This window comes from Citrobacter sp. VF227 (assembly GCF_052950715.1).
This window is the reverse complement of the sequence record NZ_JBRFVF010000005.1, coordinates 198,431-215,313: the sequence shown is the minus strand read 5'-3', so window position 1 is coordinate 215,313 and position 16,883 is coordinate 198,431. Positions and strand designations below refer to the sequence as shown.

17 protein-coding genes are annotated in these 16,883 nt (G+C 53.2%); 7 read left to right on the top strand and 10 right to left on the bottom strand.

Annotation, left to right across the window (positions count from 1 at the left end):
- Positions 1 to 325 precede the first annotated feature (325 nt).
- From xylA to yiaB, 3 genes are all read left to right on the top strand, one after another.
- Entirely contained in the window at positions 326 to 1,648 is a 1,323-nt protein-coding gene (xylA, locus tag ACU8YC_RS17290) for a xylose isomerase (RefSeq protein ID WP_151216944.1), read from the top strand.
- A 71-nt stretch (positions 1,649 to 1,719) separates the two neighbouring features.
- Entirely contained in the window at positions 1,720 to 3,174 is a 1,455-nt protein-coding gene (xylB, locus tag ACU8YC_RS17285; RefSeq protein WP_446895582.1) for a xylulokinase, read from the top strand.
- Between the two features lie 167 nt (positions 3,175 to 3,341).
- Positions 3,342 to 3,695, top strand: a complete 354-nt coding sequence (yiaB, locus tag ACU8YC_RS17280) for an inner membrane protein YiaB (RefSeq protein WP_187253851.1) — start codon at positions 3,342 to 3,344, stop codon at positions 3,693 to 3,695.
- Here the strand turns inward: yiaB and ACU8YC_RS17275 are convergent.
- Positions 3,692 to 4,687, bottom strand: a complete 996-nt coding sequence (locus ACU8YC_RS17275; protein ID WP_151223987.1) for an acyltransferase — start codon at positions 4,685 to 4,687, stop codon at positions 3,692 to 3,694. The two genes, yiaB and ACU8YC_RS17275, sit on opposite strands and share 4 nt — an antisense overlap.
- A gap of 172 nt (positions 4,688 to 4,859) precedes the next feature.
- Here ACU8YC_RS17275 and ACU8YC_RS17270 point away from each other — a divergent pair, with 172 nt between their 5' ends.
- The 3 genes from ACU8YC_RS17270 (at position 4,860) to glyS (ending at position 8,248) form a co-directional block, all read left to right on the top strand.
- Positions 4,860 to 5,162: a YsaB family lipoprotein gene (locus ACU8YC_RS17270; RefSeq protein ID WP_151223986.1), complete on the top strand. Its 303-nt coding sequence runs from the start codon at positions 4,860 to 4,862 to the stop codon at positions 5,160 to 5,162.
- Between the two features lie 95 nt (positions 5,163 to 5,257).
- The gene (gene glyQ / locus ACU8YC_RS17265; RefSeq protein ID WP_001168551.1) at positions 5,258 to 6,169 is read left to right on the top strand and encodes a glycine--tRNA ligase subunit alpha; all 912 of its coding nucleotides are present in this window, start codon (positions 5,258 to 5,260) and stop codon (positions 6,167 to 6,169) included.
- A gap of 9 nt (positions 6,170 to 6,178) precedes the next feature.
- Entirely contained in the window at positions 6,179 to 8,248 is a 2,070-nt protein-coding gene (glyS, locus tag ACU8YC_RS17260; protein ID WP_187253849.1) for a glycine--tRNA ligase subunit beta, read from the top strand.
- Between the two features lie 60 nt (positions 8,249 to 8,308).
- On the opposite strand, the gene cueP is transcribed toward glyS, so the two are convergent.
- The 3 genes from cueP to ACU8YC_RS17245 all read right to left on the bottom strand — a co-directional run bounded on the left by cueP (position 8,309) and on the right by ACU8YC_RS17245 (position 9,815).
- Positions 8,309 to 8,848: a copper-binding periplasmic metallochaperone CueP gene (cueP, locus tag ACU8YC_RS17255; RefSeq protein ID WP_187253848.1), complete on the bottom strand. Its 540-nt coding sequence runs from the start codon at positions 8,846 to 8,848 to the stop codon at positions 8,309 to 8,311.
- A gap of 185 nt (positions 8,849 to 9,033) precedes the next feature.
- On the bottom strand, positions 9,034 to 9,246 hold the full coding sequence (gene cspE, locus ACU8YC_RS17250) for a transcription antiterminator/RNA stability regulator CspE (RefSeq protein WP_000014594.1): 213 nt from the start codon (positions 9,244 to 9,246) through the stop codon (positions 9,034 to 9,036).
- Positions 9,247 to 9,524: 278 nt separating this feature from the next.
- On the bottom strand, positions 9,525 to 9,815 hold the full coding sequence (locus ACU8YC_RS17245) for an HTH-type transcriptional regulator (protein WP_446895581.1): 291 nt from the start codon (positions 9,813 to 9,815) through the stop codon (positions 9,525 to 9,527).
- Between the two features lie 379 nt (positions 9,816 to 10,194).
- On the opposite strand from ACU8YC_RS17245, the gene ACU8YC_RS17240 reads away from it, so the two are divergent.
- On the top strand, positions 10,195 to 10,905 hold the full coding sequence (locus ACU8YC_RS17240; protein WP_003837709.1) for a DUF3053 domain-containing protein: 711 nt from the start codon (positions 10,195 to 10,197) through the stop codon (positions 10,903 to 10,905).
- A 58-nt stretch (positions 10,906 to 10,963) separates the two neighbouring features.
- On the opposite strand, the gene ghrB is transcribed toward ACU8YC_RS17240, so the two are convergent.
- The 6 genes from ghrB to ACU8YC_RS17210 form a co-directional block, all read right to left on the bottom strand.
- The gene (gene ghrB, locus ACU8YC_RS17235; protein WP_446895580.1) at positions 10,964 to 11,938 is read right to left on the bottom strand and encodes a glyoxylate/hydroxypyruvate reductase GhrB; all 975 of its coding nucleotides are present in this window, start codon (positions 11,936 to 11,938) and stop codon (positions 10,964 to 10,966) included.
- Positions 11,939 to 11,960: 22 nt separating this feature from the next.
- The gene (locus ACU8YC_RS17230; protein ID WP_446895579.1) at positions 11,961 to 13,241 is read right to left on the bottom strand and encodes an MFS transporter; all 1,281 of its coding nucleotides are present in this window, start codon (positions 13,239 to 13,241) and stop codon (positions 11,961 to 11,963) included.
- Between the two features lie 70 nt (positions 13,242 to 13,311).
- Entirely contained in the window at positions 13,312 to 14,250 is a 939-nt protein-coding gene (locus ACU8YC_RS17225) for a sugar kinase (protein WP_151223984.1), read from the bottom strand.
- Positions 14,251 to 14,253: 3 nt separating this feature from the next.
- Positions 14,254 to 15,003, bottom strand: coding sequence for a sugar phosphate isomerase/epimerase family protein (locus ACU8YC_RS17220; RefSeq protein ID WP_252838552.1), 750 nt, complete (start codon positions 15,001 to 15,003; stop codon positions 14,254 to 14,256).
- Between the two features lie 99 nt (positions 15,004 to 15,102).
- Positions 15,103 to 16,119, bottom strand: a complete 1,017-nt coding sequence (locus ACU8YC_RS17215) for a LacI family DNA-binding transcriptional regulator (protein ID WP_252838551.1) — start codon at positions 16,117 to 16,119, stop codon at positions 15,103 to 15,105.
- 101 nt (positions 16,120 to 16,220) lie between these two features.
- Positions 16,221 to 16,883, bottom strand: a complete 663-nt coding sequence (locus tag ACU8YC_RS17210) for an OmpA family lipoprotein (protein ID WP_151216934.1) — start codon at positions 16,881 to 16,883, stop codon at positions 16,221 to 16,223.

Here is a 16,883-nt window from a genome sequence, read left to right as displayed (position 1 = left end):
GATACTAGCAAAACCGCCGGTACGACTGCTTGATGAAGCGTGACAAATTTCCTGATTGCCTGAGGCCAGGCAAAATTTACATACAGCCAGCGGGAAGGCAATTGTCATTTTTAATCTACGCATTACGGTTTTTTGTTTAATGGCTAACCTTCGATCGCGATCGCTTTTTTATTTCTTCTTTCATCGCGTTTTTTTGGGAGCCAGCGCACGTTTGGGTATTCTCTTAATAGCGGTGTGAAATAACGTAATTGAGCAATAAATCAGGAAATTCCAGTATAGCCATATCGCAGTTTACTTACCGTATTACCTGATTATGGAGCTTATTATGCCGGCTTATTTTGACCAACTCGATCGCGTTCGTTTCGAAGGGACTAAATCTACTAACCCGCTCGCATTTCGCCATTACAATCCTGACGAAATCGTGTTGGGCAAACGCATGGAAGATCATCTGCGTTTTGCTGCCTGCTACTGGCATACCTTCTGCTGGAACGGTGCGGATATGTTCGGTATGGGCGCTTTCGATCGTCCGTGGCAGCAGCCTGGTGAAGCACTGGCGCTGGCGAAACGCAAAGCGGATGTGGCATTTGAGTTCTTTCACAAGTTGAATGTGCCTTACTACTGCTTCCATGACGTGGATGTCTCGCCTGAAGGGGCTTCACTGAAAGAGTACAAAAACAACTTTGCGCAGATGGTTGATGTGCTGGCGGCAAAACAGGAACAGAGCGGCGTGAAGCTGCTGTGGGGAACGGCAAACTGCTTCACCAACCCACGCTACGGCGCGGGCGCGGCAACGAATCCGGATCCGGAAGTATTCAGCTGGGCCGCCACGCAGGTGGTTACGGCCATGGATGCCACACATAAGTTAGGTGGCGAAAACTATGTCCTGTGGGGCGGTCGTGAAGGCTATGAGACGTTGCTGAATACCGATCTGCGTCAGGAGCGTGAGCAAATTGGTCGCTTCATGCAACTGGTGGTGGAACACAAACACAAAACCGGTTTCCAGGGTACATTGCTTATCGAACCGAAGCCGCAGGAACCGACCAAGCACCAGTACGATTACGATGCGGCGACCGTCTACGGCTTCCTCAAGCAGTTCGGTCTGGAAAAAGAGATCAAACTGAATATTGAAGCTAACCATGCCACGCTGGCGGGCCACTCGTTCCATCACGAAATCGCCACCGCTATTGCGTTGGGTCTGTTTGGCTCTGTCGATGCCAACCGTGGTGACGCGCAGTTGGGCTGGGACACTGACCAGTTCCCGAACAGCGTAGAAGAGAATGCGCTGGTGATGTACGAAATCCTGAAAGCGGGCGGTTTCACCACCGGTGGCCTGAACTTCGATGCCAAAGTGCGTCGTCAGAGTACCGATAAATACGATCTGTTCTATGGTCATATTGGCGCGATGGATACCATGGCACTGTCGCTGAAAATTGCAGCGCGCATGATTGAAGACGGTGGTCTGGATCAGCGCGTGGCAAAACGTTATGCCGGTTGGAATGGTGAGCTGGGCCAGCAAATTCTGAAAGGGCAGATGACGCTGACGGAAATTGCGCAGTACGCTGAACAACATAACCTGGCGCCAGTGCACCAGAGCGGTCATCAGGAATTGCTGGAAAATCTGGTGAACCATTATTTGTTCGATAAATAACGGGTCTCTGAGAGCGTCCGTAAGCCCGGTAAGCTCGCGCTACCGGGCCTTTCTTTAAGGAACGATGCCTTATGTATATCGGGATAGATCTTGGCACATCAGGCGTAAAGGCCATTCTGCTTAACGAGCTGGGGGATGTGGTCGCTTCGCACACGGAGAAACTCACCGTTTCGCGCCCGCATCCATTATGGTCTGAACAAGACCCTGAGCAGTGGTGGTTGGCAACGGATCGGGCTGTGAAAGCATTGGGCCACCAGCATTCACTTCGCGAGGTGAAAGCGCTGGGGATTGCCGGACAGATGCACGGTGCGACGCTACTGGATGAGCAACAGAAGATATTGCGTCCGGCTATTCTGTGGAACGATGGTCGCTGTGCTGAAGAGTGCGTCATGCTTGAGGAGCGGGTTCCGCAATCGCGTGGCATCACCGGTAACCTGATGATGCCTGGCTTTACCGCGCCAAAGCTGCTGTGGGTGCAGCGCCACGAACCGGAGATTTTCAGCCGGGTTGATAAAGTCCTGCTGCCGAAAGATTATCTGCGCCTGCGTATGACCGGCGATTTCGCCAGCGATATGTCCGATGCGGCAGGTACCATGTGGTTGGATGTCGCGAAGCGTGACTGGAGTGATGTCATGCTGGCCGCCTGTCAACTGACCCGTGCGCATATGCCTGAGCTTTATGAAGGTAGTGAGATTACCGGAACATTGTTGCCGGAGGTCGCCAGGGCCTGGGGAATGCAGGAGGTTGCGGTGGTTGCCGGAGGCGGTGATAACGCGGCGGGAGCGGTTGGCGTCGGCATGATGAATACCGGTCAGGCAATGTTATCGCTGGGGACTTCAGGGGTCTATTTTGCGGTCAGTGATGGTTTTCTCAGCAAACCGGAAAGCGCGGTCCATAGTTTTTGCCATGCTTTACCTGAAAGATGGCACCTGATGTCCGTGATGCTAAGTGCGGCATCCTGCCTGGACTGGGCGGCAAAATTAACCGGGCTGGCGAGCGTTCCTGCGTTGATTGCCGCAGCGCAACAGGCGGATGAACACGCTGAGCCGGTCTGGTTTTTACCCTATCTGTCCGGCGAACGTACGCCACACAACAACCCTCAGGCGAAGGGTGTATTTTTTGGTCTGACGCATCAGCATGGTCCGGCGGAACTGGCTCAGGCGGTGCTGGAAGGCGTGGGTTTTGCGCTGGCTGACGGTATGGACGTGGTACATGCCTGCGGCGTGCAGCCTGCCAGTATTACGCTGATTGGCGGCGGGGCACGCAGTGAGTACTGGCGTCAGATGCTGTCTGACATCAGCGGATTGCAGCTGGATTACCGTACCGGCGGCGATGTCGGCCCTGCACTCGGCGCGGCGCGACTGGCGCAAATTGCCATGAATACGCAGCGGCCTTTATCAGACCTACTGCCTCAGCTTACGCTGGAGCAGGCGCATTATCCTGACGCCGGGCGCCACGCGCTGTACCAACAGCGTCGGGAAACCTTCCGCCGAATCTATCAGCAATTACAGCCGCTGATGTCCTGACCCTAAATCCCCTCTGGTAAACAGAGGGGATTTATCAAATGTATATTTCAATCAAACAAATAACTATCACGCATGAATTTATTCTGAAAGTCCGGCGTAGTGGCATTTTTCTGTGTTGTCTGTAGCGGGTTATTCATATTGTATCTCTGATGGATAAGGAGATCCCAATGAAGACGACAAGGCTGTTGCCATGGATACTATTCCTCTCTGGCGCACTGATTTACGTTATTGGCCTATGGCGGGCGTGCCCGTTATTGAGCGGCAAAGGCTATTTTTTCGGCGTGCTGATGACGGGAATGTTTGTGACCTACGCTTATCAACGTGCTGTAAATCTCAATCAGAACGACGAACGCTTCGCTTCCGTGTGTCAGATGGTGGTGCTAATAACCGTTGGATTACTGCTGGTGGGGGTATGGAATGCCCCGGTATCGTCCCTCGAAAAGGGGCTGTACCCGGTGGCATTCATCATATGTCTACTGGGGCAAGTTTTGTTGCTGCGTCTGCAATATATGGGGGATTAACTTACCAACCTGCGCGTATCGATGCGCTGCAACAATATGGACAACAGTAAACTTCCTGCCAGCGTGGCGCTAAAAATCCACAGTATATCCAGCGGTGGCCAGTTTTTGAGCTCAATACCGTTGGTGCGCAACGCGTGAATGATCAGCGCATGAAAGCCATAAATTCCTAATGAGTGGCGGGAAATAAGGCCCAGTACCGGCAGAGTGCGCGTGCTGAGCGTATTTTTGACCAGTGTCAGGAGTGAGGCTGCACAAATAAACACTGCCGGGCCGCAGTAGAGGTACCAGGTATCGGCAAAATTGCCTCGCCAGCGCAGTTCATGCAACGTGCCTCGAGAAATAATAAACACGGCGGTGATGAATAACGCCGCACAGAGCCAGGTGAGCGCGCGCTTTTGCGTATCCATCATGCCAATCGCCCGGCCCAGCATGCCGTACACGATGTAGTAGAAAGTGTCGCCGCTGATGTACAGGTTGACCGGAAGCCACTCAAAGCCGCCAATTTTTTGCGAGACGGTGTTGGGATTGGCAATCACACCTATCACCACCATGAGTGCCAGCAGCATCTTGCCGCTGATGTTTTTTACCTGTATCAGCGGCGAAATCAGGTAGATAACGGCGATCGCGAAGAAAAACCACAGGTGATAGAACACCGGCTTTTGCAACAAGTTTTTCAGCGATAGCTCAGCGTTGATCGAGGTAAACAGCAGGATATAGGCCAACGCCACGCTGCTGTAAAACAAAATGCAGAGCGCGATGCGCGTGAAATGGCGCGGTTTGGCGCTGCGCTCGCCAAAAAACAGATAGCCCGAAATCATAAAGAACAGCGGGACGCTGACGCGAGAGGCGGAATTGAGCACGTTGGCCAGATCCCAATTCAACAGGCTGACGCTTTGCGCATTAGTGATATACCAGGTCGTGGTGTGGATCATCACGACCATAAGACAGGCGATCCCGCGCAGATTATCAATCCAGTAAATTTTGGGCTGCATCAGTTCCTCTGTATCCATTAAAAAAAGTCTGACCGAAATTTTGCATGCGTAGCTCACTGGAATAATCCGAGTTCTTACGCTAAAGCTTGAGATGGTCTGATGAGATTCTGAAAATAGGATCCGTTTCCAGACACTAATAATAAGACTGACCAGCAAACCAGGCGGTAATAAAATGATGATGAAGTATTTCTTTCCCGCGTTCGCGACCCTTTTGCTGGTGGCGTGCGCCGACACACCGCCGCCCGCGCAGAAGGCGCAAAAGGTTAAGGTCAATGCAACGCGCTCGCTGGATATGGAGTCACTGTGCAAAAATGAGGCGGCACAGATTTATAACACTGACGCGCTGAAAATTGATATCTCCGGCCTGGAACAATTCCAGGGCAGCTATGAGATGCGGGGTTCGACCTTCCGTAAAGAGAGTTTTGTCTGCTCTTTTGATGCAGACGGGCAGTTTTTGCACCTTTCCATGCGCTAAGTTCCCCCTTTTTCCCGTTTCGTACTGTATATCTTGCAGCCAGCGGGTATACTGACCGCTTCCTTTAAATCCACACGTATCCAGCACGAAATAATATGCAAAAGTTTGATACCAGGACCTTCCAGGGCTTGATCCTGACCTTACAGGATTACTGGGCTCGCCAGGGCTGCACCATTGTTCAACCATTGGACATGGAAGTCGGCGCGGGGACATCTCACCCAATGACCTGCCTGCGTGCGCTAGGGCCGGAACCGATGGCGACTGCTTATGTGCAGCCTTCCCGTCGTCCGACCGATGGCCGCTATGGCGAAAACCCGAACCGCTTACAGCACTACTATCAGTTCCAGGTAGTGATTAAGCCGTCACCGGACAACATTCAGGAGCTGTACCTGGGTTCTCTGAAAGAGCTGGGTATGGACCCGACCATTCACGATATTCGTTTCGTGGAAGATAACTGGGAAAACCCGACGCTGGGTGCCTGGGGTCTGGGTTGGGAAGTGTGGCTGAACGGCATGGAAGTGACGCAGTTCACCTACTTCCAGCAGGTTGGTGGTCTGGAATGTAAACCCGTGACCGGGGAAATTACCTACGGTCTGGAACGTCTGGCCATGTACATTCAGGGCGTAGACAGTGTTTACGACCTGGTCTGGAGCGACGGCCCGCTGGGTAAAACCACCTACGGCGACGTGTTCCATCAGAATGAAGTGGAGCAATCCACCTACAACTTTGAATACGCTGACGTGGACTTCCTGTTCACCTGCTTCGAGCAGTACGAGAAAGAAGCGCAGCAGCTTCTGGCGTTGGAAAACCCGCTGCCGCTGCCTGCGTATGAGCGCATTCTGAAAGCCGCCCATAGCTTCAACCTGCTGGATGCGCGTAAAGCCATCTCCGTCACCGAGCGTCAGCGCTACATCCTGCGCATTCGCACCCTGACCAAAGCAGTGGCAGAAGCTTACTACGCTTCCCGTGAAGCCCTTGGCTTCCCGATGTGCAACAAAGACAAATAAGAGGCGGCCATGTCTGAGAAAACTTTTCTGGTGGAAATCGGCACTGAAGAGCTGCCACCAAAAGCACTGCGCAGCCTGGCTGAGTCCTTTGCTGCGAACGTTACCGCGGAGCTGGACAACGCTGGCCTCGCACACGGCAACGTAGAGTGGTTCGCCGCTCCACGTCGTCTGGCGCTGAAAGTAGCTGCCCTTGCTGAATCTCAACCGGACCGTGAAGTTGAAAAACGCGGCCCGGCCATTGCCCAGGCGTTTGACGCGGAAGGCAAACCGAGCAAAGCGGCAGAAGGTTGGGCGCGCGGTTGCGGTATCACGGTTGATCAGGCTGAGCGTCTGACCACCGACAAAGGCGAATGGCTGCTGTATCGCGCGCATGTGAAAGGCGAAAGCGCTGAAACGCTGTTGCCGAACATGATCGCCACCTCACTGGCGAAACTGCCGATCCCGAAACTGATGCGCTGGGGCGCGTCTGACGTTCACTTCGTGCGTCCGGTTCACACCGTGACCCTGCTGCTGGGCGACAAAGTCATCCCGGCAACGATTCTGGGTATCCAGTCCGATCGCGTGATCCGCGGCCATCGTTTTATGGGCGAGCCGGAATTCACCATCGATTCTGCCGATCAGTACCCGGAAATCCTGCGTGAGCGCGGCAAAGTGATTGCGGATTACGCTGAACGTAAAGCGAAAATCAAAGCCGATGCTGAAGAGGCGGCTCGTAAAATTGGCGGCAACGCCGATCTGAGTGAAAGCCTGCTGGAAGAGGTCACCTCACTGGTGGAATGGCCGGTTGTTCTGACCGCGAAGTTCGAAGATAAATTCCTCGCTGTTCCGTCTGAAGCGCTGGTACACACCATGAAAGGTGACCAGAAGTACTTCCCGGTTTATGCGAACGACGGCAAATTGTTGCCGAACTTTATCTTTGTGGCCAACATCGAATCAAAAGATCCGACCCAGATTATCTCTGGCAACGAGAAAGTGGTTCGTCCGCGTCTGGCGGATGCCGAATTCTTCTTCAATACCGACCGTAAAAAACGTCTGGAAGACCATCTGCCGCGTCTGCAAACCGTGCTGTTCCAACAGCAACTGGGTACGCTGCGCGACAAGACTGACCGTATCCAGGCGCTGGCGGGCTGGATTGCTGGTCAAATTGGCGCTGACGTTAACCACGCAACGCGAGCTGGCCTGCTGTCCAAGTGCGACCTGATGACCAACATGGTCTTCGAGTTCACCGACACCCAGGGCGTGATGGGAATGCACTACGCGCGTCACGATGGCGAAGCGGAAGATGTTGCCGTGGCGCTGAACGAGCAGTATCAGCCGCGTTTTGCCGGTGATGACCTGCCGTCTAACCCGGTGGCTTGTGCCGTGGCGATTGCTGACAAGATGGACACCCTGGCGGGTATCTTCGGTATTGGTCAGCATCCGAAAGGCGACAAAGATCCGTTTGCGCTGCGTCGTGCCGCGCTGGGCGTGCTGCGTATCATCGTTGAGAAGAACCTGAATCTGGATCTGCAAACGCTGACGGAAGAGGCTGTTCGTCTGTATGGCGACAAGCTGACTAACGCCAACGTGGTGGATGACGTTATCGACTTTATGCTCGGTCGCTTCCGCGCCTGGTATCAGGACGAAGGTTACACCGTCGATACCATCCAGGCCGTGCTGGCGCGTCGTCCGACTCGTCCGGCTGATTTCGATGCACGTATGAAGGCTGTTTCGCACTTCCGTACGCTGGAGGCTGCGTCCGCGCTGGCTGCCGCGAACAAGCGCGTATCAAATATTCTGGCGAAGTCTGAAGAAACGTTGAATGACCGTGTGAATGCGGCAACGCTGAAAGAGCCGGAAGAAATTGCGCTGGCGATGCAGGTTGTGGTGCTGCGCGATAAGCTGGAGCCTGTTTTCGCCGCTGGACATTACCAGGAAGCGCTGGTTGAGTTATCAGCACTGCGTGAACCGGTTGATGCGTTCTTCGAAAAAGTGATGGTTAATGTAGAAGATAAAGATCTGCGTATTAACCGTCTATCCATGCTCGAAAAACTGCGCGAACTGTTCCTGCGCGTGGCGGATATTTCGCTGCTGCAGTAACGGTCCTGAGCTGACTTAGAAAATGCCGGATAAGCAATTGCGCCATCCGGCTTTTTTTTGTTAGCGCAATTGTAATTTAGTCAGACAGGTCTGGCTGTCTTCCATGGTTTTAATGGGATACTCCGCTTTTTTGCCGTTGTAGCTTACTGCGATTGTGCCTGCCATATTGCGCGGTAGCCAAACCCCGACGAAGCCATTTCGACCACTCTTCATCTCTTTTTGTAGCACCACATCACCCTTGTTATCCGTGACTTTGACATTGAATGTCTGCTCCGGCATTTCGCCCTGGCAACCGGAAAGGCTGTGGTTGAAGCAAGGATGTGTTTGCCATTCATAAGGGGCAAATGACAGATAGAACTTGTCACCGAGCGGCAGGGTATAGATCTGATCGCCCGAAGAGAGCTTCAGTTCAGTGCTGGTGATGGATGCCGAGTACGGCAGCGGGCGGCTCTGGGGAGACTGGTCAATGGCCTCGACGATTTGCTCGACGGATTTTCCGCTGAGCCCGTGTTCCGCCAAAAAAGTGTCTTCCGGAGTTGCAGCGAACACGCTACCGGTGGTGAGTAAACCTAAAGCCAGCAGCAATGAGGATTTCGACATAGCTTCAATTCCTTGTGAACGTTGTGGAATACAGACTGGCTCACTATAAAGCTTGCCCTTAGGGAAAGGTCAAAGGGGCGACGGGTAAAGTAATGCAAAGACGTGTGGGCGAGGCGTTTTACGAACTATAAATAAAAAAAATCCCCGCCGTTTGGCAGGGATTCAGAATTTTGAGCTTTTTAAGCTTACAGGCTGGTTACGTTGCCAGCTGCCGGGCCTTTAGCGCCGCTTTCGATGGTGAAGGAAACTTTCTGACCTTCGTCCAGAGATTTGTAGCCATCGTTCTGGATAGCAGAGAAGTGTACGAACACGTCTTTAGAGCCATCGTCAGGAGTGATGAAGCCGAAACCTTTGTCAGCGTTGAACCATTTTACGATACCAGTCATTTTACCGGACATAGTGTATTACCTTTTAAAAAATAAGTGTGCCTTTCGGCGATATGGCGTGCTTTACAGATTTTTTAACAGTAAAGGAAATGCTCACTACGAGGGTATCAACGATAACTCTTGAAGGGACTTGCCTTACTAACTGCTGTAATGGTCTGTACGTCAAACCGTTGAGGGCATTAACTCATTTTACGCATGTGGATGCAACTACTATTTTCTTTTTTGTGGATAACCTTCTTAAGGGAACGGCCCTTTTACAGGACCGTTATGAAGTAAAATTAAAAAATAGTTCAATCCATCAATTGCTTACTTAATCTCGGGTCTGCCTGAATCAGACGCATCAGCTTCAATTCGGTACTGGAAGGCTTAACGCGTTTAGACTCCCATTCGTGAACCATCGCGACCGTCACGCCCATTGCCCGGGCAAAATCGTCTGTTTTTAAACCTGTCCCTCGTCGTAGCTGTTCAAATTCAGTGAAAGGGTTGGTTTTTTGCGTCAGAACGACGGTCTGCGATACATCTTTAAAAACAATCTGCTCCAGACTGCTTAGCAGTTCAAACATAGGATCTTTGTATTCCATTGAGAACTCCTATAAATCACACAGCGGGATCGTGAATTTTCTCGAAGCTCATTAAGAGTAGTCGCAAAAAATGAAGTCGGATTTGGGGTTTGAGAGGTGGATTCGTTTCAGCAGGTAGTGGGTAACAATCTTTCGCAGGCTAACAAACTGATAAAGGTCGGGATCTCGAACGATCGACCCCGATTGTAAAGATGACTAAAATATGATGACGCGCAGTGAATGGCGCATTGTTTCGCAAAACGCAGGATGGCCAGAACGGTTATTTTCCCCCACAAGATTACGCGGAAAGGGTATCTTGCGGGGCTGACCTGGACTATCCTTGTCAACGTCAGGCACGCGGGTGTCGTTGTGCGCATTTTTGGGTGAAAGGAGTATTAAAATGGCGACAGGTAAGTCCTGCTCTCGCTGGTTTGCGCCTGTTTTGGCGCTCTTAATGGTAGTTGGCCTGAGTGGGTGTTTTGATAAAGAAGGCGATCAGCGCAAAGCGTTTATCGATTTTCTGCAGAATACTGCAATGCGTAGTGGAGAGCGTTTACCAACGCTGACCGCAGATCAGAAAAAACAGTTTGGCCCGTTTGTGTCCGATTATGCGATTCTGTATGGCTATTCGCAGCAGGTTAATCAGGCGATGGACTCCGGTCTGCGCCCGGTGGTTGATAGCGTGAATGCGATTCGTGTTCCTCAGGATTATGTGACTCAGCGTGAACCGCTGCGTCAGGCAAATGGTGCGCTGGGCGTGTTAGGGCAACAGTTGCAGAATGCGAAACTGCAGGCGGATGCTGCGCATGGCGCACTGAAGCAGGGCGAGGATCTGAAGCCGGTCTTTGACCAGGTTTACAATAAAGTTGTCACTGTACCTGCAGAGGCGTTACAGCCGCTGATCCCTGCCGCGCAAATCTTCACGCAGCAGTTAGTGCAGGTTGGTGATTTTGTGGCGCAGCAGGATACGCAGGTGAGCTTTGTCGCCAACGGTATCCAGTTCCCAACGTCGCAGCAGGCAAGTCAGTACAACACGCTGATTGGCCCGTTGGCTTCTCAACATCAGGCATTTAACCAGGCCTGGACTGCTGCGGTGAATGCCGCTCAGTAATTAAGCCGCTGTAAGAGCTGTAAGGCCGGGTGAGCGTAAGTGCTACCCGGCCTTTTGTTTATCGCGTGACTTGCGGGTTCACGCAGTTCTTCTCAACGCGTCCTTGCAGCGCATCGATTAAGTTATCCACCGCACAGGCCGCCATGTTATAGCGTGTTTCGTGCGTGGCTGAGCCAATGTGCGGCACGGCAACCACGTTTGGCAACGACAGCAGCGGTGAGTCTGCCGGTAATGGCTCCTGCTCAAACACATCCAGGCCAGCAGCATGAATTTCACCGTTTTGCAGGGCAGCAATCAACGCTTTTTCATCGACCACCGGCCCGCGTCCGGCGTTTATGAAAATGGCGGAAGACTTCATTTTGGCAAATTGTTCGCGACTAAACAGATGATGCGTTTCTTCGGTTAACGGCAGGATCAGGCAGACAAAATCGGACTCCTGCAACAACGTATCAAGATCGCAGTAGCGCGCGTTGAAGCGCGCTTCCGCTTCCTGATGATGGCGGCGGGCGTTATAGAGAATCGGCATGCTAAAGCCGAAATGCGCCCGTTGCGCCAGCGCTAGCCCAATACGGCCCATGCCAACAATCCCCAGCGTTTTGTGGTGCACATCCGTACCATACCAGTCCGGCCCGATACTTTTGGTCCATTCACCAATTTTCACCCGTTCAGCCACTTCCACCACGCGGCGAGCGGTGCTTAACACCAGCGCCATCACTGTATCAGCGACGGTTTCCGTCAGTACGGTTGGCGTGTGCATCAGCAGCACCTTACGGGTGTTAAGAGCTTCGACGTCGAAGTTGTCATAGCCGACGGAAATCGTGGAGGTCGCACGCAGTTTCGGCATTTTCTCCAGTAGAGCGGTATTGACGGCTTCACTGGAGCCCAGCAGACCTTCCGCATTGGCAAAAGCTTCGGCGTGCTGTGCGACGGTTTCCGGGCGCAGGTTAGGCACACGTGTCACAGTAAAATGCTCTTCCAGGCGATGCAGTAAATCGTCAGGTAACGCTTTATAGAGAATAATGGACGGTTTCATGCGAATCTCCGTAAGTTAAAATTTAAGCGTGGCGTGCGCCAATAGGTAGCTGTTGATTATTAGCAGGCTTAACGATCAAAGTTAGCCACACTGAGACAAAAAGCGCTACCCCCATAAAAATGTACGACGCGGACGGGCTGCCGGTTGCGCCATTGAGGTAGCCGACAAACCATGAACCAAAGAATGAGCCTAGCGCGCCCATACTGTTAATCAGCGCCATTGCACCCCCGGCAACGTTACGCGGCAGCATTTCAGGAATGATGGCAAAGAAAGGACCATAAGGGGCATACATGGCCGCGCCCGCAATCACCAGTAGGGTGTAAGAAATCCAGAAGTGGTCTGCACCCACGGCCCAGGAGCCGATAAAAGCGAAAGCAGCTATCAGTAACAGTGGCCAGACAAACAGCTTACGATTTTGCAGTTTATCGGAGGCCCAGGAGACGAGGATCATTGCTGCCGTCGCCGCCAGATAAGGTACGGATGACAGCCAGCCAACCTCAACCATCCCCAGATTTGCGCCGCCGTTGCGGATAATGGACGGCAGCCACAGAACAAAACCGTAGACCCCAATACTCCAGGCGAAATACTGCATGCACAGCAGGATCACGTTACGTGAGCGGAAGGCTTCGCTATAGTTACGCACAGCTTTGATGCCTTGCTGCTCTTTTTCCAGCTGTGCCTGAAGGGCGGCTTTTTCAGACTCTGACAGCCAGCCGACCTGAGACGGTTTGTCTTTTACCAGTACCCACCAGCAGAATGCCCAGATGATGGCCGGGAATCCCTCGATGATGAACATTTCCCGCCAGCCCAGCTCCTGAATCAGATATCCGGAAACCACAGACATCCACAGGACGGTGACTGGGTTACCGAGGATCAGAAAGGTATTAGCACGCGAACGCTCGGACTTCGTAAACCAGTTACTGATATAAATCAGCATTGCGGGCATGACCGCGGCTTCAACGACACCAAGAATAAAGCGGATGGCGGCAAGCATTGGAATATTGCTGACCATGCCGGTTAACGATGCGCATGCGCCCCAGAGAATTAGACAGATAAAAATCAGTTTTCGCACGCTGCGGCGTTCGGCGTAAATTGCGCCTGGGATCTGAAAGAAGAAATAGCCGAGGAAAAACAGCGCGCCCAGTAGGGAAGAGATCCCTTTAGTAATGCCGAGATCTTCATTGATACCGGCGGCGGAGGCGAAGCTGAAGTTCGCGCGGTCAAGGTACGCCAGGCTGTACGTGATAAACACGATTGGCATGATATACCACCAGCGTTTTGCTGCATTGGTTGAGCTATTCATAGACTGCCCTCTGGTTATGCTGATACGCCGCCTCTGAATGTAGGGTACAGAGACAGAGTTGGTCGGGAATTTATTCCCCTAATTGTTCACGTGTGGGTAATCCTTCGCTGTCGCCCTGAACCTGAATGGCCAGTGCGCCAATTTTATTGCCACGAGTCACCGCCTGATGCAGCGAACGCCCTTCCAGCAGGGCACTGATAACGCCAACGGCAAAGCCATCGCCTGCGCCGACCGTATCGACTACGTTGTCGACTTTTACCGGTGCGACGCAGCCTTGTTCGCCGCTGGCGGTTTTGTACCAGGCACCATCAGCCCCGGTTTTGATAATCACGGCCTTCACCCCATGGCGCAGATAAAAGTCGGCGATGGCTTCAGGCGTCTGCTGACCGGTTAAAATCATGCCCTCTTTTAACCCAGGTAAAACCCAGTCAGCTTGGAACGCCAAACGGTTCAGTTTTTCCACCATTTCAGCTTCGCTTTTCCACAGCACTGGGCGTAAATTCGGGTCGAACGAGATGCTCTTCCCTTGCGCTTTCAGTGTGCGGGCGGTATGGGCTAACAGTTCATAAGAGCTGGCAGAAAGCGCAGCCGCTACGCCGCTCAGGTGCAGGTGGCGTGCGCTGGCGAAGTAAGCTTCGTGATAATCCTCAATGCTGAGGTGGCTGGCAGCAGAACCTTTGCGGAAGTATTCCACAATGGGATCGGTTCCATTTTCGACCTTAGATTTGAGCTGAAAGCCGGTAGCGTAACGGCCATCCCGGGTGACTCCCTGCGCATCAATCCCTTCTTTTTCCAGCGACTTAACGATAAAACGGCCAAAACTGTCGTTGCCAACGCGGCTTACCCAACCGACCTTCAGCCCCAGTCGGGCAAGACCGGTCGCCACATTGAGTTCAGCGCCAGCAACGCGCTTGATAAACAGCTCCACATCTGCCAGTTCGCCGGTTTGCGTGGCGACAAACATCGCCATCGCTTCACCAATCGTTACCACATCCAGTGAATTTTTCATGCGTTACTCCTTGCGTAACAGCTCGACGTAATGGCGGGTAACCGCCGTCAAATCCTGCCCTTTCAGGGGAAACTCAATGCCGCGCGGGACATCGCCGGGCAGCGTTTTCAACAGCGCCAGCCAGCGCGGATCGGCTGCATCAGGCGGCACGGCACGGTAGCTATCGCGATGCGTCACTGCGGCTTTGACATGGATATACCCAACGGTTGACGCCAGTTTCTGCGCCGCCAGTTCCGGGGAGTCGCCCACCCACAGCCAGTTGCCCATATCGAAGGTCAGAGATATCGGCAGATTCTGCGTCTGGCAGGCCTGGTTAAAGCGCTGCATCGGCTGCAGGCGTCCGCAGGTTGTCTGATCGTTTTCGACAACCAGTTCCATTCCGCTGTTGTCCAGCCATTCACGTAAAACGTTGAACTGTTCGGTATGGGAGAAATGACCGAGGGAGACTTTTAGCCACAACGCCTGAAGGGTCTGCGCTTCTTCGAGTAACGCGGGAAGTCGGGGATTGAGGCTACCGTCCTTAAGGAACAGTGACTCAGGGGCTGAGTAACAGGCCAGCAGGCCGAAAATTTCGATAGCAGAGGCCATCGTGGACAGCGTGTGCAGCTCGGCATCGGTCAGCAACTCGCGGCGAATTTCGACGCCATCAGCACCGGCTTCGGCAATAATAGGCAACATTGCCGTTTGCCCGCCTGCGATCCGTACCTGGTCATGCCCGTAGGCGGCAGTGACCACCATAATTTTTCTTTTCATGGAAACTCCAGACTAGCGTTCTTGCTATAACGCTAGATGGAACCGGTTCCAAAGAAAAGCTTATGATGTCGAATTTATGATCACCATCACGAAGGAAATTTAACGGGCGGTAGAGCCGCGAACGATCAGTTCGCCGGAGAAGACCTGTTCCTGAATGGCAGCAGAGCCGCCATCGATCCGGCGTACAACCTGCTCAACGGCAGTGTAGCCAATCTGCCATGTGGGTTGTTTCAATGTGGTAATACCAACCCCCGCCAGTTCGGCCCATTCCAGTTCGTCAAAACCGAGTAGGCCGATATCGCTGCCCCAGTTAAGGCCAATGCGCTTCAGGGCGCGGGCAACCTGCAGCGTGAGGGCGCCGTTGGCTGAGATAACGGCTTTGCGCATTCCCCGATGCTGCTGGTGAAACTGGCGCAGTGTGTCATCCAGTTGTGTATTGTCCGTTAGTGGGACTTCGGCATTTTGCGCGATAACGCCGGGGTACTGTGCGAGGGTGGCACGAAAAGCGCTCAGGCGCTCACGGCGGGTATTCACCATGCCCAACGGTTCGCTGAGGAACAGGATGGCTTCAAAACCTTGCTCAACCAGATGTTCTGTGGCAATCGTTGCCGCCTGGCTGTTATCCAGCCCGACCATATCACAGGCGAAATCCGGAATTTTGCGATCAATCAGTACCATTGGCAGCGCAGACTGCTGCAGGCGGTTTAGCCCTTCTTCGCGCATCCCTACGGCGTTGACCACAATCCCTTCGACCTGGTAACTGCGCAGCAGGTCGAGATAATGCAACTCCTGATCCACTTCGTTGTTGGTGTTACACACCAGCGGAGTAAAACCTTTATCGCGACAGGCGGCTTCAATACCGCTTAGCACGTTGACGGAGTAGGGATTAGTAATATCGGCGATGATCAGGCCAATCAGACGCGTACGACCGTGTTTAAGGCCTCTTGCCATCAGGCTGGGACGATAATCGAGATCGGCAATAGCTTGTTCAATGCGGGCCAATAGCGCGTCGGAAAGCAGGTGCTTTTCACCGTTGAGATAGCGTGAAATGCTGGTCTTGCCGGTTTTTGCGGCTTTCGCCACATCGCTGATGGTTGCCCTTGTTGATTTGCTCATCGCTGATTTCCTTGACTTTGGTGTGAACACCTTAACGCGAAAATCAACGATGGCAAGTGCTACATGCCGGATTGGGCACTGCCAGTATCCGGCACAAAACGTTACTGGAGAGGGCTTAAGGTAATCTCTACGCGACGGTTCTGCGCTTTACCTTCCGCCGTGCTGTTGCTGGCGATCGGATTTGACGGACCCATACCCTGAGTGCGGATACGGTTAGCTGCAACTCCTTGAGTGATCAGGGCGCTGGCCACGGAGTCCGCGCGTTGCTGCGACAGACGCATATTCAGATCCTGGCTGCCAGTGCTGTCGGTGAAGCCCAGCACGTTGACGGCGGTTTTATTGTACTCTTTCAGTACCATTGCCACGCCGGTCAGGGTGTTGGCACCAGCAGGTTTCAGGTTGGCGCTGCTGCTGTCGAAGGTGACGTTATTCGGCATATTCAGAATGATGTTATCGCCACTACGCGTCACGCTGACGCCCGTTCCCTGCATTTTGTCGCGCAGTTTGGCTTCCTGCACGTCCATGTAATAACCGACACCGCCGCCAACGGCCGCACCCGCCGCCGCGCCAATTAGTGCGCCTTTGCCGCGATCTTTCTTCGAAGAAGAGAGTGCGCCAATGCCCGCGCCGACCAGAGAACCAATACCCGCGCCAATGCCGGATTTACCCGCTTCACGTTCGCCGGTGTAAGGGTTTGTTGTGCAGCCAGAAACCGCCAGGGCGCCGCTCACGATGGCAGCAATAACAAAAACACGTTTCTTCAT

Excerpts from the sequence above, each read along its gene's own strand:
- xylA (WP_151216944.1), top strand. The coding sequence starts at position 326 with ATGCCGGCTTATTTTGACCAACTCGATCGCGTTCGTTTCGAAGGGACT.
- xylB (WP_446895582.1), top strand. The coding sequence starts at position 1,720 with ATGTATATCGGGATAGATCTTGGCACATCAGGCGTAAAGGCCATTCTG.
- yiaB (WP_187253851.1), top strand. The coding sequence starts at position 3,342 with ATGAAGACGACAAGGCTGTTGCCATGGATACTATTCCTCTCTGGCGCA.
- ACU8YC_RS17275 (WP_151223987.1), bottom strand. The coding sequence starts at position 4,687 with ATGCAGCCCAAAATTTACTGGATTGATAATCTGCGCGGGATCGCCTGT.
- ACU8YC_RS17270 (WP_151223986.1), top strand. The coding sequence starts at position 4,860 with ATGATGATGAAGTATTTCTTTCCCGCGTTCGCGACCCTTTTGCTGGTG.
- glyQ (WP_001168551.1), top strand. The coding sequence starts at position 5,258 with ATGCAAAAGTTTGATACCAGGACCTTCCAGGGCTTGATCCTGACCTTA.
- glyS (WP_187253849.1), top strand. The coding sequence starts at position 6,179 with ATGTCTGAGAAAACTTTTCTGGTGGAAATCGGCACTGAAGAGCTGCCA.
- cueP (WP_187253848.1), bottom strand. The coding sequence starts at position 8,848 with ATGTCGAAATCCTCATTGCTGCTGGCTTTAGGTTTACTCACCACCGGT.
- cspE (WP_000014594.1), bottom strand. The coding sequence starts at position 9,246 with ATGTCCGGTAAAATGACTGGTATCGTAAAATGGTTCAACGCTGACAAA.
- ACU8YC_RS17245 (WP_446895581.1), bottom strand. The coding sequence starts at position 9,815 with ATGGAATACAAAGATCCTATGTTTGAACTGCTAAGCAGTCTGGAGCAG.
- ACU8YC_RS17240 (WP_003837709.1), top strand. The coding sequence starts at position 10,195 with ATGGCGACAGGTAAGTCCTGCTCTCGCTGGTTTGCGCCTGTTTTGGCG.
- ghrB (WP_446895580.1), bottom strand. The coding sequence starts at position 11,938 with ATGAAACCGTCCATTATTCTCTATAAAGCGTTACCTGACGATTTACTG.
- ACU8YC_RS17230 (WP_446895579.1), bottom strand. The coding sequence starts at position 13,241 with ATGAATAGCTCAACCAATGCAGCAAAACGCTGGTGGTATATCATGCCA.
- ACU8YC_RS17225 (WP_151223984.1), bottom strand. The coding sequence starts at position 14,250 with ATGAAAAATTCACTGGATGTGGTAACGATTGGTGAAGCGATGGCGATG.
- ACU8YC_RS17220 (WP_252838552.1), bottom strand. The coding sequence starts at position 15,003 with ATGAAAAGAAAAATTATGGTGGTCACTGCCGCCTACGGGCATGACCAG.
- ACU8YC_RS17215 (WP_252838551.1), bottom strand. The coding sequence starts at position 16,119 with ATGAGCAAATCAACAAGGGCAACCATCAGCGATGTGGCGAAAGCCGCA.
- ACU8YC_RS17210 (WP_151216934.1), bottom strand. The coding sequence starts at position 16,883 with ATGAAGAAACGTGTTTTTGTTATTGCTGCCATCGTGAGCGGCGCCCTG.